Source organism: Vibrio sp. R78045, from assembly GCF_042466085.1.
GTDB classification, from domain to species: Bacteria; Pseudomonadota; Gammaproteobacteria; order Enterobacterales; family Vibrionaceae; genus Vibrio; species Vibrio cyclitrophicus.
Genome location: NZ_JAXHBS010000009.1, coordinates 15211 through 28706 on the forward strand (window position 1 = coordinate 15211; position 13496 = coordinate 28706).

Annotated in this window: 11 protein-coding genes; 8 read left to right on the forward strand and 3 right to left on the reverse strand. The window is 43.8% G+C overall.

The genetic code is table 11. The features are described from left to right. Positions 1-35 precede the first annotated feature (35 nt). The gene (locus tag SJY39_RS08430) at positions 36-638 is read right to left on the reverse strand and encodes a DUF2913 family protein (protein WP_372263872.1); all 603 of its coding nucleotides are present in this window, start codon (positions 636-638) and stop codon (positions 36-38) included. Between the two features lie 577 nt (positions 639-1215). Between SJY39_RS08430 and SJY39_RS08435 the strand changes: the two genes are divergently transcribed. The 8 genes from SJY39_RS08435 (at position 1216) to SJY39_RS08470 (ending at position 7279) form a co-directional block, all read left to right on the forward strand. Then, a complete protein-coding gene (locus tag SJY39_RS08435; protein ID WP_390241727.1) occupies positions 1216-3042 on the forward strand; it encodes a ParB/RepB/Spo0J family partition protein in 1827 nt (608 codons plus the stop codon). A 161-nt stretch (positions 3043-3203) separates the two neighbouring features. Beyond that, positions 3204-3479 carry a hypothetical protein gene (locus SJY39_RS08440; protein WP_372263874.1) on the forward strand — a complete coding sequence of 92 codons (276 nt, stop codon included), beginning with the start codon at positions 3204-3206 and terminating at the stop codon, positions 3477-3479. Positions 3480-3877: 398 nt separating this feature from the next. Next, a complete protein-coding gene (locus SJY39_RS08445; RefSeq protein ID WP_372263875.1) occupies positions 3878-4144 on the forward strand; it encodes a hypothetical protein in 267 nt (88 codons plus the stop codon). Positions 4145-4673: 529 nt separating this feature from the next. Further along, complete coding sequence (locus SJY39_RS08450; RefSeq protein ID WP_390241729.1) at positions 4674-5054, forward strand: hypothetical protein; 381 nt, start codon at positions 4674-4676, stop codon at positions 5052-5054. 3 nt (positions 5055-5057) lie between these two features. Continuing rightward, positions 5058-5444, forward strand: a complete 387-nt coding sequence (locus SJY39_RS08455) for a hypothetical protein (protein ID WP_372263878.1) — start codon at positions 5058-5060, stop codon at positions 5442-5444. A gap of 80 nt (positions 5445-5524) precedes the next feature. Next, positions 5525-5860, forward strand: coding sequence for a type I restriction endonuclease subunit M (locus SJY39_RS08460; RefSeq protein WP_372263879.1), 336 nt, complete (start codon positions 5525-5527; stop codon positions 5858-5860). Between the two features lie 57 nt (positions 5861-5917). Beyond that, positions 5918-6361, forward strand: a complete 444-nt coding sequence (locus SJY39_RS08465) for a lytic transglycosylase domain-containing protein (protein ID WP_390241732.1) — start codon at positions 5918-5920, stop codon at positions 6359-6361. A gap of 558 nt (positions 6362-6919) precedes the next feature. After that, positions 6920-7279 carry a hypothetical protein gene (locus SJY39_RS08470; RefSeq protein ID WP_372263880.1) on the forward strand — a complete coding sequence of 120 codons (360 nt, stop codon included), beginning with the start codon at positions 6920-6922 and terminating at the stop codon, positions 7277-7279. Positions 7280-7306: 27 nt separating this feature from the next. Here the strand turns inward: SJY39_RS08470 and traI are convergent, their stop codons facing one another. Together traI and SJY39_RS08480 are read right to left on the reverse strand one after the other, a co-directional pair. Further along, positions 7307-13081: a conjugative transfer relaxase/helicase TraI gene (gene traI / locus SJY39_RS08475; RefSeq protein ID WP_372263882.1), complete on the reverse strand. Its 5775-nt coding sequence runs from the start codon at positions 13079-13081 to the stop codon at positions 7307-7309. Positions 13082-13202: 121 nt separating this feature from the next. Next, on the reverse strand, positions 13203-13352 hold the full coding sequence (locus tag SJY39_RS08480) for a Hok/Gef family protein (protein ID WP_390241735.1): 150 nt from the start codon (positions 13350-13352) through the stop codon (positions 13203-13205). Between the last annotated feature and the right edge of the window lie 144 nt (positions 13353-13496).

A 13496-nucleotide genomic window follows, 5' to 3' on the forward strand; every position in this document is an offset into this window, starting at 1 on the left:
ACGGCTTCGGCCGTTTAAATGCCTGAACACGATGTTCAGGCTAAACTTGTTTTCACCCCGAGAGGATGAAGAAGTAAGTGAACGTGGTTGGTTTCTTTATCCCATTGTTTCATTTCGCAAGAGAATCGATTGAATTTATGAACAGTTTCGATGATCTCATCAGGGAAGGGAGTGTGAATGAGCATAGAAATGGGCGCTATCTGCATTTCGTTTTCATCAAAGCAATGCTCAATGTGTGATTCCACCATGTAGAGAACATTAGGTAATGTTTCTTGGCCTTCTTCGTAAACCTTAGAGTCGATGTTCGCTTCGTCATTCAAGTAGACAAGTAACTCTAAAAGTTTGCTTAGATCTGTTGGTTTGCATTCGTCAGCCAGAGAATGGAGTTCATAAAGCCTTTTCTCCAAATTACCTTGTTTCGACTTGGCAATACCAAGCATTAAACGAATGTCTTTCTTGAGGCCCGAAAAGTATTTTTCTTTCAGTTTTGGCTTCAAATATTTAGTGAGAATTTCGTTACGTTTAGGTACGGGGACAAATCGATTGCTCATCGATACGGTGAGAAGAAGGTGGAGTAGGGCATTTAAAACCAACGTGTGAAAGGTGTGGTAGTAATGGGAGTCTTTAATGTCTGACATCGAGCTTCAATTAATGTGTGTGTATTTATACGTTATATGGGGGTGGTTGGTTGTTTTTCAATCGTTTGCCTTTAGGTGGTTTGTATTTGTTTTACTTTTCTTAGAAAGTTGCAGCGCTGCAACTTTTGAATTTTTGAAGTCTGTTTTATTTGATAACAACGCTTTTTGTTTGAGTTCTTTTCTATGGCGTTCTCCCTGCGGTCGGCTCATTCCGTCGTTTCACTCCTCCTGCGATAACTTATGCCACTCATATCGAGCAAGCTCGATGTGGCATTAAGTTCCTGCGAACAATCACCCAACGCCTTCGCTATGCGTCTGAAGCGACGCGCTCAGTGAGGTTTCGCTGCTTCCTGCTAAGAGTGAGTAATTGGCTTGCTTAAAGCGTTCCCATTCGTGACTTCCTTCTTTCTTGTATCACTACGGCTTATCGACGCTGCTTTCTGAAAATCTCAACTCACTCCCTTGTTTGCAAGGTAGGGCAGAGCCGCTACGCGCCCTTGCAAAACGCGGTTTTGAGTCGAGCTGGAGAAAGCAGGCGACAAGCGAAGTGATACTAAACAATGAAAGGAGAACACTTATGAACGCTCTTACCCAAAACCAAACTCACTCTATGCAGCAATCAACGACCAACGTATCGACGTTGGACTCTCAGGCAACTGCACAAAATGATAACTCTATTCGAATGCTCTCTATTTCATCACTAGTGGTGTCAGAGCTGAACGTGCGTAAAAGCAAAGCGTCAAAAGAGGACGACCAGTCATTACAAGCGTCTATTTTTGAACATGGCCTAATTCAAAATCTTGTGGCGTTACCGATTGATCAAGACGGTTTATATCCTATCGTCAGTGGTGGCCGAAGATTAGAACAATTAAATGCGTTGGTTGAGTTGAAAAAACTCACTCCAGAAGATGTTGTGCCAGTTAAAGTTCTTAATGAACAAGAAGCGAAAACTTATGCGACTGAAATCTCTCTGACAGAAAACTTCACTCGTGCGGCCATGCATCCTGCCGATGAGTTTGAGGCGTTTTCTAAGATGGTAAGGGAGGGCGCAACCGTTGAAGCGGTGGCGCAGCGTTTTGGTAAAACCAAGCTTTATATTCATCAGCGTATGAAGCTTGCTGCGGTCGTTCCTGCTGTGCTTGAAGCGTACAAAGAGGGCAATATTGCGCTTGAAAGAGTCATGCTGTTTACGGCGGCGACACCAGAGCGCCAAACCGATGTTTGGGAGCAAATTAAAGAGAATAAGTGGTACAACGACAATCAAATTCGCAACATGCTTAAAGAGGGCGCAATCGAAGAAGATCATTATTTGGTGAAGTTCGTCGGCCGTGGAGAATATGAAAAGGCAGGAGGCTTGGTTACTTCCGATCTGTTTTCTGAAAAGGTCTACATTGAAGACAAAGCTTTGATTGAATCTCTCGCGACGCAAAAAATGCAGCTTGAAGCGGATAAGTTGATAGAGCAAGGGTGGAAGTGGACAGAAATTATCTTGCAGCGCACCTATGACGAAACTAAAGGCTACTTGGAGTTACAAGGTAACAAAGGTAAGTTCAAGAAAGCTGAGAAAGCCTTAGCAGGGTGTGTTCTTGTCTTAGATTACAAAGGCGAAATCAATGTGTTTAAAGGCTTAGTGGCGAAATCTGAGCGTAAAGCACTGAAAGTCTTGCAAACTGAGAAAGCTAAACAAGCCACAGACGGTAAAAGTGAAACGGTGAGTAATGCTGCAATTTCGTCAGTACCCGTTACTGAATATTCGAATGCACTGTCAGAGGACTTAAAAGCGCACCGTCTTGTCATGGCTAAACATGCCTTAATGCTTAACAGCAACCTAGCCGTTGATGCCTTGCATTACTCGTTATGTATCAGAGCATTCAATCCGTTTGGGAGTACGCCGCTCGATGTATCGATCAATCGTACCGATATCGAACCTAAGCAAGGTGACTTCGCAGAGAACCAAGCATTAGTTCGAATCGAAGCTCACAAAGAAACCTTTGATCTATCGTGGTTAGAAGTGAACGCTATTCAGGAGCGCTTTGAGGCATTCGTTAAGCTCGATGCAGACGAAAAACAAAAGCAAGTCGCTTATGCGACCGCGTTGATGTTAAGACCATCAATGGCGCAAGAGGATGGTCGATTTGATTTCGAATTCTTGTATCAGGCGTTGAATTTTGAAGCCGCTGACTACTGGCGACCAAACACTGACAGTTTCCTTAAGCGTATTGATAAAGAGTCACTGGTTGATATTGCGCGTCCTGTTATGTCAGATGAATGGATTAAAAGCTCAGACTCGCTTAAGAAAGGCGATTTGGTTAAGCAGATGGATGTTTGGCTAGATGGAGCTGATAAATCGCTCACAGAGCCGCAGAGGGCGCATTTTGCTAAGTGGATGCCTGTTGGGTTTTAATGCCCATTGTCATCATGCAGTGTTGCTGCATGATGATTTCCCTGTGTCGCGAATGGTATCTCTTGGGAAATATATCAATAACTTATCAAAGCTCAATAAATCGACGTTTTCTTTTATTACAATGCCCTTAATTATAAAGGATTGGGAAAAGGGAAAAGTCTGTGCTGAATGTGAATGAATGGATGTGTGAAAAAGGCGACGAGGAAGATTATGTTGTCGAACGTTTTGAAATTCGGATTAAAGGTAAAAAACCACTCGTTTTGAATGCCCCCACTTTTACTGAAATCGTATTTGTGACGCAGCAATATCTAAACTTGCCTTTGCCTCTAACAAAACAGGTCGTCATTAAAAGTGTATTAGATTCTGTTGAACTATTAACGCTTAAAGAGCATTGTGCGTTAGTTAATTATTTGGAAGCCTCAACCGGTTCTCTATGAATTGGAACCTTTGGGCGTTCTCCCTTCGGTCGGCTCATTCCGTCGTTTCACTCCTCCCGCGATAACTTATGCCACATCGAGCTAGCTCGATGTGGCATTAAGTTCCTGCGAACAATCACCCAACGCGTGGCGTGATACGCTTGTCTGACATCTTCAGCTTTGGTGAAACGCTTCGTCACCTTAATTCAACGTCTTCACCAATCCCTTTCGCCCAATGCCCTCGCTCTGTTTTCTTCTTGTTCACACTTTTCAAGCTAGGTCAAAAATAAGAATCCTACAACTCACCACTCGCAAGCTCGCTAGGCAAGTGGTAGGACCCTGATTTTCAACCTTGAGCTTACGTGTAAACATGATGAAAAAAACACCGCTTTAAGGTATTATTCAATAAGGAAACGATAATGAAGAATCATATGAACCAAGATAACAACAGCGACATCACTCAAAAAGACTTGCTCAAACTGTTGTTTGACCAAGCTCAGCATAACGCCACGCGTGAAGAACTCATGGCGTTAGAGAATCGTACTAATCAACGCTTTGATAAAGTCGATGAGCGCTTTGAAAAGCTAGAAGCTAAGTTCGACAAAAAGTTCGACCGTATGAACTGGTTGCTTGTCACCACTCTTGTGGGAGTTATTGCTAGTCTTGCTATCCAAGTTCTTAAATAAATCAATATCCCCATCTTCGAAAGAGGTGGGGATCTTTTATTGTTAAACCTTTAAACCTTTAAACCTTTAAACCTTTGGGCGTTCTCCCTTCGGTCGGCTCATTCCGTCGTTTCACTCCTCCCGCGATAACTTATGCCACCCATATCGAGCCAGCTCGATGTGGCATTAAGTTCCTGCGAACAATCACCCAACGCCTACGCTATGCGTCTGAAGCGACGCGCTGCGCCTCGTCATTCTTCCTCGTTGCCGTTCGTCGTGCCTCCTCTCTAAAAACCTTTCACTGCCTTCAATTAAGTTCGAGTAAGGGCTGATTTTGTCTGCGTCGATGACCTTTCGACTCGCATCAATTTTCTGGCTCGCAAGCTGTTTAACCGTCTCTCATCACAACCTGATTTGCAAGGGAAGTACACGCGATATCCCTAAGCAACAAGTTGCTAAGGGTTATCGCCCTTGCAAAGCAGAACGATGGAGAGAGGCCGGACAGCTAAGCGGCTCCGAAAAGTGATACTCAAACAGAAAGGAACATCTTATGACGCGACAAAACCCAACCCTAACTCTCTCTAAATCGAATGTCAGCGACCAGCGTTTCGCCGCTGGGCACGAAAGCTCACCAAAAAATGATAGCTCTTGTCGTTTGCTTCAACAATTGCCGTCTTATCTTGACTCGTCAAAGGTGGTGAATGTGGTGCTGCGTGGTGAATATTTTGGAACATGGGAAACACCACTTAACCAGAGAAAAGCCGGATTTCAACTCATGGCAGCAGATTCAAAGGGTAATGAGAAACACGTTAAGAATTTTCTACTTTCACAACTTTCTATCTCAGCAATAAAACAAGAGTGTGGCGCAATTGCTAAAGCACTTTCCGCAACACTGATTGATACAACCATTAATTTTAATGTAGAGGCTTAAACCATGAAATATCTATCTCATTACACCCAACAAGCTCAAACCGATTTATTTAACGAGCTAGGCGCATTTTTCGCTTTCTCTAATAAACAGTTCGATGAAGCCAAGAAAAAAGGCATTGAATACGTCTCTCTTGGAATGGGAATGATTGTGCCAGAAAAGCACGCGAAAAGTTTAGTGGTTCGTTTAGGTCAAATCCAAAAAGAGGGGATCAAAAAAGATATTGAAGAGAACGGCAAGCCCGCCATTATTCGACGTGAATTATTCAATCATGAATGTTTTTACACTAATGACATTTGTGATTGTGTTGAAAAGCTCGAAGAATACGGTTACAGCTACGATGATATTTACCAAGTGTTTAATCACATACGTAACACCGAAGATGTGTATTAACCACAAAATAAAAAACCTCAATATTTATTAGTAGTAAATATTGAGGCGCATTCAAATTAAGTAATATGAGGTAACATAAAATGAACGTATTAGATACTACTCCAAATCAAGAAGAAAAGAAAGCACCATGTTATGTTTGCACGGCTATACCTTTTGATTTGGGCGACATAGTAATGACACAAGGTATTGCTGAATTACTGGATGAAAATATTGGGGCAAGTTTACAGATTTATTTAATGCGTCATAAAAATGGGGATTGGGGTAACAATTGCATTGAAGATAAAATGACTAACGATGAAGCTACAAAAACGGGGGAGCGTGTTTTATCCTGTTATAAATTTTGTGGTGAGGTCATTTGGATTATTACTGAACGTGATCGAAGTTGCACCACTATTCTACTACCTAGTGAATATTGATAAACGTATCTAACCCGATATAATGGAGTTCTCTAAGAGGACTCCATTTTTTTGCTTATGAAAAAATTATCTTTGTTATTGTTTCTTTTTCCAAATGTTGCTCATTCCTTTTGCTTTGATGAAGCAGGAGAGCATTATAATGTCGATCCTAAATTGTTGCGATCGATTGCACAGGTTGAAAGTAGCCTTGATCCTGACGCTTATAATGAAAACAAAAATCAACACGGTAAAACAGTAAGCCGTGATTTTGGTCTAATGCAAATCAATTCGACTTGGTTTGGCAAGCTCAGTGAATTTAACGTGACCGAGTACAATATATATGAACCTTGCTTTAATGTTTCATTGGGTGCATGGGTATTAGCTTCTAACTTTGCCAGTCACGGGTACAACTGGAATAGTGTCGGTGCATATAATGCCGGATTTTCAAATCGCACAGAGAACGCCAGAAAAATATACATCCAAAAAGTGCAAACCGTTTATTATTCCTCAAATCTTAAATAACCAGCGCTGCACTAAGGTGGTGCAATACTGGTTTCCTGTTGTTCTTCCTTTTCCGTTTTTCATTCCTTCCCTGATTTCACTAAGTGACTTGATCCAGTCGTGAGTTTTGCTCACGCCACTCGCCTAAAAACGACATCGCCAAGTTTAAAACTCGAAATGGGATCAGTGTTTCATTGGCTTATCGTTGCTCTTTTGGATTATCCCACACCCCTCGCTAAATCGAAAATCGATTTAAATGGTTGTCTGTAGGAAATGCAAAACTAGTAAAAACAACAACTTAAAGAGTTGAGGGGGCGTAAAAAACAACATCAAAAAATTTCAAAATCTCAACTAATTAGCCGCTCCAATCGTAGTTGAATATTATCTAAGTGTATTTAATTTCAATTTAACCCTTTATGAGTAAGGGGTTAAAGGGTGTTTGATGTGGTTTGTAGTGTATTTGTATTGCATTTCAATTTATCCCTTTAAGAAGAGTGTCTGTGGACGGATTTATAAAAGAAGTGTATTGTGATTGTAGTTGATAGTTATTTTAAATGCATTTGATGCAAGGGGGGCATTTTGGCGAGAAGTCGGGTACTACAAGCAGCGATCAAAGGGAAACTAGAGCAAGATTTCTCCGAATATCAGCGTCGTTTTAAGATGAATGATGCGGATGCAATCCGCGACCTTTTAATATTGGCACTGCGTATAAAGCTCAACGACAGTGACGATGATAGGCCGTCAAATCGTGAGTTAATGGAAGAGATATATCGTGTGGTTCGCAGCTCATCGGCGATCACTGATGTAGTTCATGGACAAACATTTGATGGGGAGAAATTATTCCGAGATCAAAAAGAATCTAAGCCATTTAGGCAACAGGTTAAATCTGATATCGATAATCAAGTGGATGCATTTCTTGAGGGCGAAAAAAAAGGATAGCCTGTTAGGGCTACCCTTTTTGTTTTACTATCTTTCTAGTTCGCGCTCTATTTCTCGTTCCATTGAGTCGTATTGTTTATTATCAAAGTCGAGCTCATTTTGTTTCGAGGCTTCTTTTGGTTCGAACTGCTCCAATGCTTTACTGTCATTTTCTTTGCCATATTGTGAAATGACGTCCTCTTTCGGTTGGGTGAATTTGTCGATCGATGGTTCGGCTTGAAGTGATTCATGTTTTTCATCGAGACCTTGATGGTGGTATTTATCAATGCACGATTGAATTTCATTCAGTAAGTTCTCTGGTGCGACAAACTGAATATCTCGACCACCAAAGTTCTCCATGATTTTTTCAATGTTGTTGGGGTTTAAATCGGTATTGCCTTGGCTTAATGCAATAACCACATGCTGGCGAAGTTCATCGGTTGAAATGTTTTGAATGTCATTCTTGTGGTTGACGTTAATAATATCATATTGCCCTTGCTGCGCTTGATTAATAGCAAATGAGTTTTCGATTGAGGTACTAATAATGGTCGTGTGTAAATCACTGCCTTGATGGAAGTTGGTCATTTGCTTGGATTTTGTGCCTAATGTTCTCGGGTTTATGTCGAGCGTGCTGTCTTTATTACCTTCAAAATCTAAATAGGTCACTTCAACCGCTTTGGTTTCTCCTTCTTTATTGTGGATGTTGGTTATCATCGCAGGGTGAAAGCTTTTGTCTTCCGATGAATACACCTCTTGATGAAAAAGAACGTGTTCGCTTTGGGGGTGTTTAATCCCTTGTTTGTTGAGATAGGTTTCTGCCAAGGTTCCAGTGAGTGGTTGACTGGTTTGCACGTATTCTTTGGCTCTTTCTTCAAATTTCGCAATATGCCGTGGTGTGGTCTGCAATAATTTATCGTGTTTGTTGTTTTCCTCTAGTTGATATTTATCAGGCTCATTAAGCATATTGTGTGCTTCTTTCATGGCCTCTTTATAGGTTAATTCCTTGTGACTCATCACGAGGTTAATCAGTGAGCCTTTTTCACCTGTGGTGTAGTCTTTAAAATACCCACGATGCTCACCGGTTAAAGATACCTTAATGGCTGAATTGCCAATGCCAAAAGTTAAATAGTCGCGGTCAGATTTTGATTGGTTGGGTTTTCCTAATAAATGAGTGGCTAAGCTTTCGGTGTATTTCGGCAGCTCTTTGTTGATGTGCTCTTTAAATTGGTTGTAGTTAAAGTCTCCATTTTTATCTTGATAACGCACGTCTTCATGAGGCAAGGCTTTATCATTAAAGTAGGTCGTGTTTTGTTGTGGAATATTGTCGAGGGTTTCAATAGCGCTGTGTTTATTGACCTCTTTTGATAACCAGCTTTTCATCATCTGTTTTGGGTTATCGGTGAAGAGCTTGACGTGTGTGCTAGCTCGACTTAAATCGATATAAGCACGCCTTAGATTGGTCAGTGCGCCTTTCCCTTTGATGGCGGTAATGACGTTTTGATAGGTTGCCCCTTGCGCCATATCGGCGGTTCTGGTGTACGCATAGTCCCAATGCCCATCTTTAAGCTGTGCAGGGTTGATATTGAGTGTTTGGCCATCTTTTGATTCGGCGGCGATTTTTTCCTGTGTGGCATTGGTTATCTCGTACTCGATATTGGCTTTGATGCCACGCGCTTTGTCGGTGAAGCGCGTGATAACTTTATCGCCAGTAGAGAGCGGTTTTTCTGACTTCGCAAACAAAGAGGTGAACTTGTGGTCTTTGTTGCGTGGCAAGAACGCTTTCTCGATGCCAGTTTCTTGGTCTTCGACCATGACCACGCCATGCTCAGAATCCACTTTGGTTATTGTGCCGTATTCCCCTGGCTTAGTGCTGATGATGAGTCCTTTTTGATAGGGCATCATGGTAGACAGTTCCTCTTTGCTGTTACCGGTTGAGCGAAGGCGTGTGGCAATGACGTTCTCCTTACCGATGGTATTTTCCTTCATCAAACCAACGCGAATGTGTTCGGTGATTTGGTCGCGTTCATTGTTGGTGTAAGCAATGATAAGGGTGTTCTCTCGCGTTTCAGGGGTACGGGTTAGGTAGTCTTGCGCCACAGCGTAGGGGAGTTTTTCCGTGGCAATAAGCTGCGCTTTGGCTTTGTCCTTGGCGCTTTCATCGAGCGTCGAGACCACATGTTGGGTATTTTGTATGTCGGGACCTTGTTTCGTCAGTTTATCGATGGCGCTGTCTGGCTGTTTATCAACGATGTTATGCACGGCGCCAAGCAGTGTTTCGTTTTGCTGACGGATGATGTCGGTCATGTACGCGGTATCGATGCGACCTTGGCTCATGGCAAGCTCGAACGGTTTACCAGCACTGAGTGAGAGAAGCTGCTCTTTATCACCAAGGAGTGTGGCTTTGGAGCCGCTTTGCAACACAAGGTCACTTAGCTCTTTGGCTTGCCTGTTGCTGACCATGGAACTCTCATCGAGGAAGAATAGGGTATTCTTGTAGTCCTCTGGTGAGGTCATGCCACGTCTAAGGTCGGTCAGTAAGCTTTCTAGGGTTTGCGCTTGTACGCCTTTGCTTTCGAGTTCACCTACGGCGGCGTGAGTCGGTGCAAGTCCAATCACTCTATCAGGTTGGTTATTACCTACTTGAGCTGTGTGCTTAATCAACTCAATGTTGGATTCAAGCATGGTGGACTTACCGGTGCCAGCGAGACCTTGCACGGCCACAAAGCTGTCTTTGGTGGTTGAGATAAGGCTAATGCTGTCTCCTTGCCCTTGGGTTAAGCGAGGGTGCGCATTCAGATATTGTGACACCTGATGCTCAGTGGCGAAGGGCGTGTGTTGGTTTTTGCCTTGATCAATGTTCCGTAAAATGTGTTTTTCGGTATCGATAGCGGCTTGGGTTGTCCAACGTGTGCCGTCGCTGTATTCGGCAGACAGGGCATCACTGCGACTTGCAAGTTCGGTTTCGATTTGCTCTTTGACGATAGGTTGATTCGCGTCTTCAAAGGCGTAGCGAATGGCTTCGACCACCAGTTCTTTTTGCGTAAAGGCGGCTTCGCGCTCTGAGAGGTGACTCAGTGCAAAGTTGACCGCTCTTTCTTGCAGAGGCGTGTTTTGCTCTTTGCTTAATATCGAGAGCGCTTGCTCGATGTCGCTCTTGAGGGTGGTTTCAGTGGCGCTTGATAGATAACGGTCATTGATGGGCTGCGTATGCATGACCTGTTCAATGGCGGAGAGTTTCACTTCGCTTTTCTCAAGGGTGGACTGAGCCTTGTCGGGGTTATCGGTAAACACATCGATGCGCGCGCTTTTTTCGGTCAGGTCGTGAAAGAGCTCTTTAGAGAGCGTAAACGCTTTACCTGAAATTAGAGTGTGCGCTCTTGGTTCAATATGACTGGCCGATTGCACGTAGTCGTATTTGAGTGGCGCATCTTTAAGGGCTTCTACTGGTAAGGTTTTTGATTCGCCTTGGGTGTCCATCATGGTTAGAGCTTCTTTGGATACATCCGTGACAATGTAACGCTCATTGGCATTTAAACCCGAAGGGAAGTGCTTGCCAGTGGTGGTGATGCGTTCACCTTGATTGACTTGCAGCGCTTCGGGTTTAAAGACTTGCATGTTGAGCGCTTTAAACTCTGGTGACGATGGATTGAGCGTGTATTCCTGTCCGTCGGCTTTACCGAGTACATGGACGCGGTTTTCTGCCTTATCCGATTTCGATACGACCAACTCTTGTGGTTTGCCATCTTCCCAATGGCGAAGTGTCATGCCTGGCTTGTAATGCTGTGCTAATTCTTGCTGTGGTTTCGATAAATAGTGAGGTTGCTGAGTAAACACGGTGATGCCCGTTCGAGCGAGTTGTCCATCGTTCTGCAGAGAGGTGCGAATAGCATCAGTCAATCGACGTTGCTCTACGTTAGAGGTGGCCAACACTTGCGCCTCATCCTTATTGGATAAGTCGGTGTAAGCTCTCGCTAATGTGTTTGTGTCGGCGTCATGGAGTGTTACTTTGCTGTCACTGTGCTTACTGTTGACCCACGAGTGAGACATCACATTACCTTTACTGTATAGGTCAATGGCGTTATAAGCTTTGAAGCCTTGGCGACTGGATGTGTTGTTGAGCAATATCAGTTTACTGCCGGACGCATTGGCTTTGTCGCTTAATGTAAGCAGTTCACTGGCGCTCATTTTGTTGGCGCTATCAACAAGTAACACATCTTTGTTGGTCATGGGTGCGTCGGAGTGAAGCAAGCTATGGACGGAATGACGTTGCTCAGGGGTAAATAGGTGCTTTATCCATGTAGCGACGGTGTGGCTTTGTCGCTCTATGGTTTGGCTGTGGAGCTGCTTATCTTTGGCGCTTTGCGAGATAAGATGAACACGTTTACCGGCATGGTTGCCAACGTTCAGTAGGTTTTGTGCGATTTGCTCACTGCTGCCAAACACATTAACCACATGGAACTGTTTGGTGGATTCAAAGATACCCGCGACCTTTTCACGATTGCCTTGGTTTAAGTTTAATCTATCGAGCGTCTTGTCATCCACGGGCGTTCGCATGTTATGGGTGCGCCCTTTGGTGACAGCCATTAAAGCTTTTTCGTTATCAAGCATCGTTTTGGTTGTGTATTGGCCTTTTTCTGCCAGTGGGATGAGCGTACCTTCTTTTACCCAAAGGTCGGCCACCACTTTGAGGTCAATCGCATTGGCTTGTACGCCACCTTTAGTAAAGTCAGATGCCGCCAGTTCAATCACTTTTTCCAACTTCAAAGCGGTGTTGGTTTGTCCAAGGTGCTCGACGGCGCGATGAAATGCTTCTTTTGCCACAAGTTCAGGTTGGTGCTCCCGTTTGGCGACGCTTAACGCATTTTGAACCAACGCTTCGGGTTTAAAGCCCTTATCTATCACGGTTTGTTGCCAACGAGTATTGAGCGATGCATCACTTTCATGGGTTTTGGTTTTGCGTGTATCAAGGGCTGCGGTATCCCTTGCTGCTTGAGAGTCACCAAAATCTAAAGCTTGTTGGTCGATTTGCTGTTTGCGGGTAGAGAAGGCGTCATTTAATACTTGAGGCACACCTTCAACATCAAATTGACCATTACCAATGCCTCGCATTTGATAACCAATGTCTTCACTGGCTTTGGCAAGCTGACTTTGATAAAGAGCGGTGTAGTATTTTTGGAAGTTGTAAATGCGATCACCACTACCATTGATGACCCCGCCTTTTTGTTTGATGGCTGAAGCTAAAGCTCGCAATTCCCCTTCTTTGTCGCGTGTCATATTAGCCGCTAGGGCGTGAGAGTGGAGTTGTGGATCGTTTTCGCGGCTGGTTTTATGGCGCACGACTGCAAAAGCCATAGACTCTGTGTTTTCAAATTCTTGAACGCCTTTTTCGTGAGTGACTTTGACTTGAGCGACGTCTTTTTCTATTTGGGATAGGGTAAGTTTGACCGCCTTATCATGCGCCTTGATAAGTCTAGTATCTCCACCAACTAAGGCTAAGGTACTGATAGATTTTGGCGCTGAAAAAGTTAAATCAATACCCGAACGGTGGCTATTCTCACGCTTACCTTTGATTGTCTCGTCGCCAAGGTGGCCAGACAAAACGGATTCTAGCGTTTTTTGGTCAACAGGTTTGCCAAGCAATCCGGCTTCTTCTGCCAGCTTGCCATGCCAAAAGGTGTTTTCACCTTGAGTTTGCTCTTTGAGGTAGTAATTGTCGTTGGTGTCTTTTTCGAGGGCGGTATCGGGGAGGTCTTTGGTATTTTCTTCGGCAAGGTAGTATTGGGAGGCGTTTGAGGCAGATTTAAGCGGGCTGATGGACATCATTGGGTGTTTTCCTTGTGTTGGAAATCACCAAAGTAGAGAGCGTGTTAATGGGGGCGCTTAGAAACCAGCAGGCAAACAAGAAAGGAGGCGACAAGGGGGATAAGCCCCTTGCCGCTTAACCTTATCTTACTTCGTAGGCAAGTTTGATGCTGAGATCATTCAACTCACTTTTGTATCGGACGTCGCACAGCGAGCCTTTATACAGCGCAGTTAAAATGACGGCCGTGATACAAACCACGACCAAGGCCGCAAGGGCCGTTTTCTTAGGCATAACTTGCCTCCTATGAAGTAAGAGGCTATTATCAAGTTGTCGAACATGGTAAGGCCTCGTTGATTGTTAAAGATTAACGGGGCTTTTTCATATCTGCGGTTTGGCAAACGCTTAAACACAGATATGTCTAAGCGCCCTCTGGTA

Coding starts and splice junctions, on each gene's coding strand:
- SJY39_RS08430 (WP_372263872.1), bottom strand. CDS start 638: ATGTCAGACATTAAAGACTCCCATTACTACCACACCTTTCACACGTTG.
- SJY39_RS08435 (WP_390241727.1), top strand. CDS start 1,216: ATGAACGCTCTTACCCAAAACCAAACTCACTCTATGCAGCAATCAACG.
- SJY39_RS08445 (WP_372263875.1), top strand. CDS start 3,878: ATGAAGAATCATATGAACCAAGATAACAACAGCGACATCACTCAAAAA.
- SJY39_RS08450 (WP_390241729.1), top strand. CDS start 4,674: ATGACGCGACAAAACCCAACCCTAACTCTCTCTAAATCGAATGTCAGC.
- SJY39_RS08455 (WP_372263878.1), top strand. CDS start 5,058: ATGAAATATCTATCTCATTACACCCAACAAGCTCAAACCGATTTATTT.
- SJY39_RS08460 (WP_372263879.1), top strand. CDS start 5,525: ATGAACGTATTAGATACTACTCCAAATCAAGAAGAAAAGAAAGCACCA.
- SJY39_RS08465 (WP_390241732.1), top strand. CDS start 5,918: ATGAAAAAATTATCTTTGTTATTGTTTCTTTTTCCAAATGTTGCTCAT.
- traI (WP_372263882.1), bottom strand. CDS start 13,081: ATGATGTCCATCAGCCCGCTTAAATCTGCCTCAAACGCCTCCCAATAC.
- SJY39_RS08480 (WP_390241735.1), bottom strand. CDS start 13,352: ATGCCTAAGAAAACGGCCCTTGCGGCCTTGGTCGTGGTTTGTATCACG.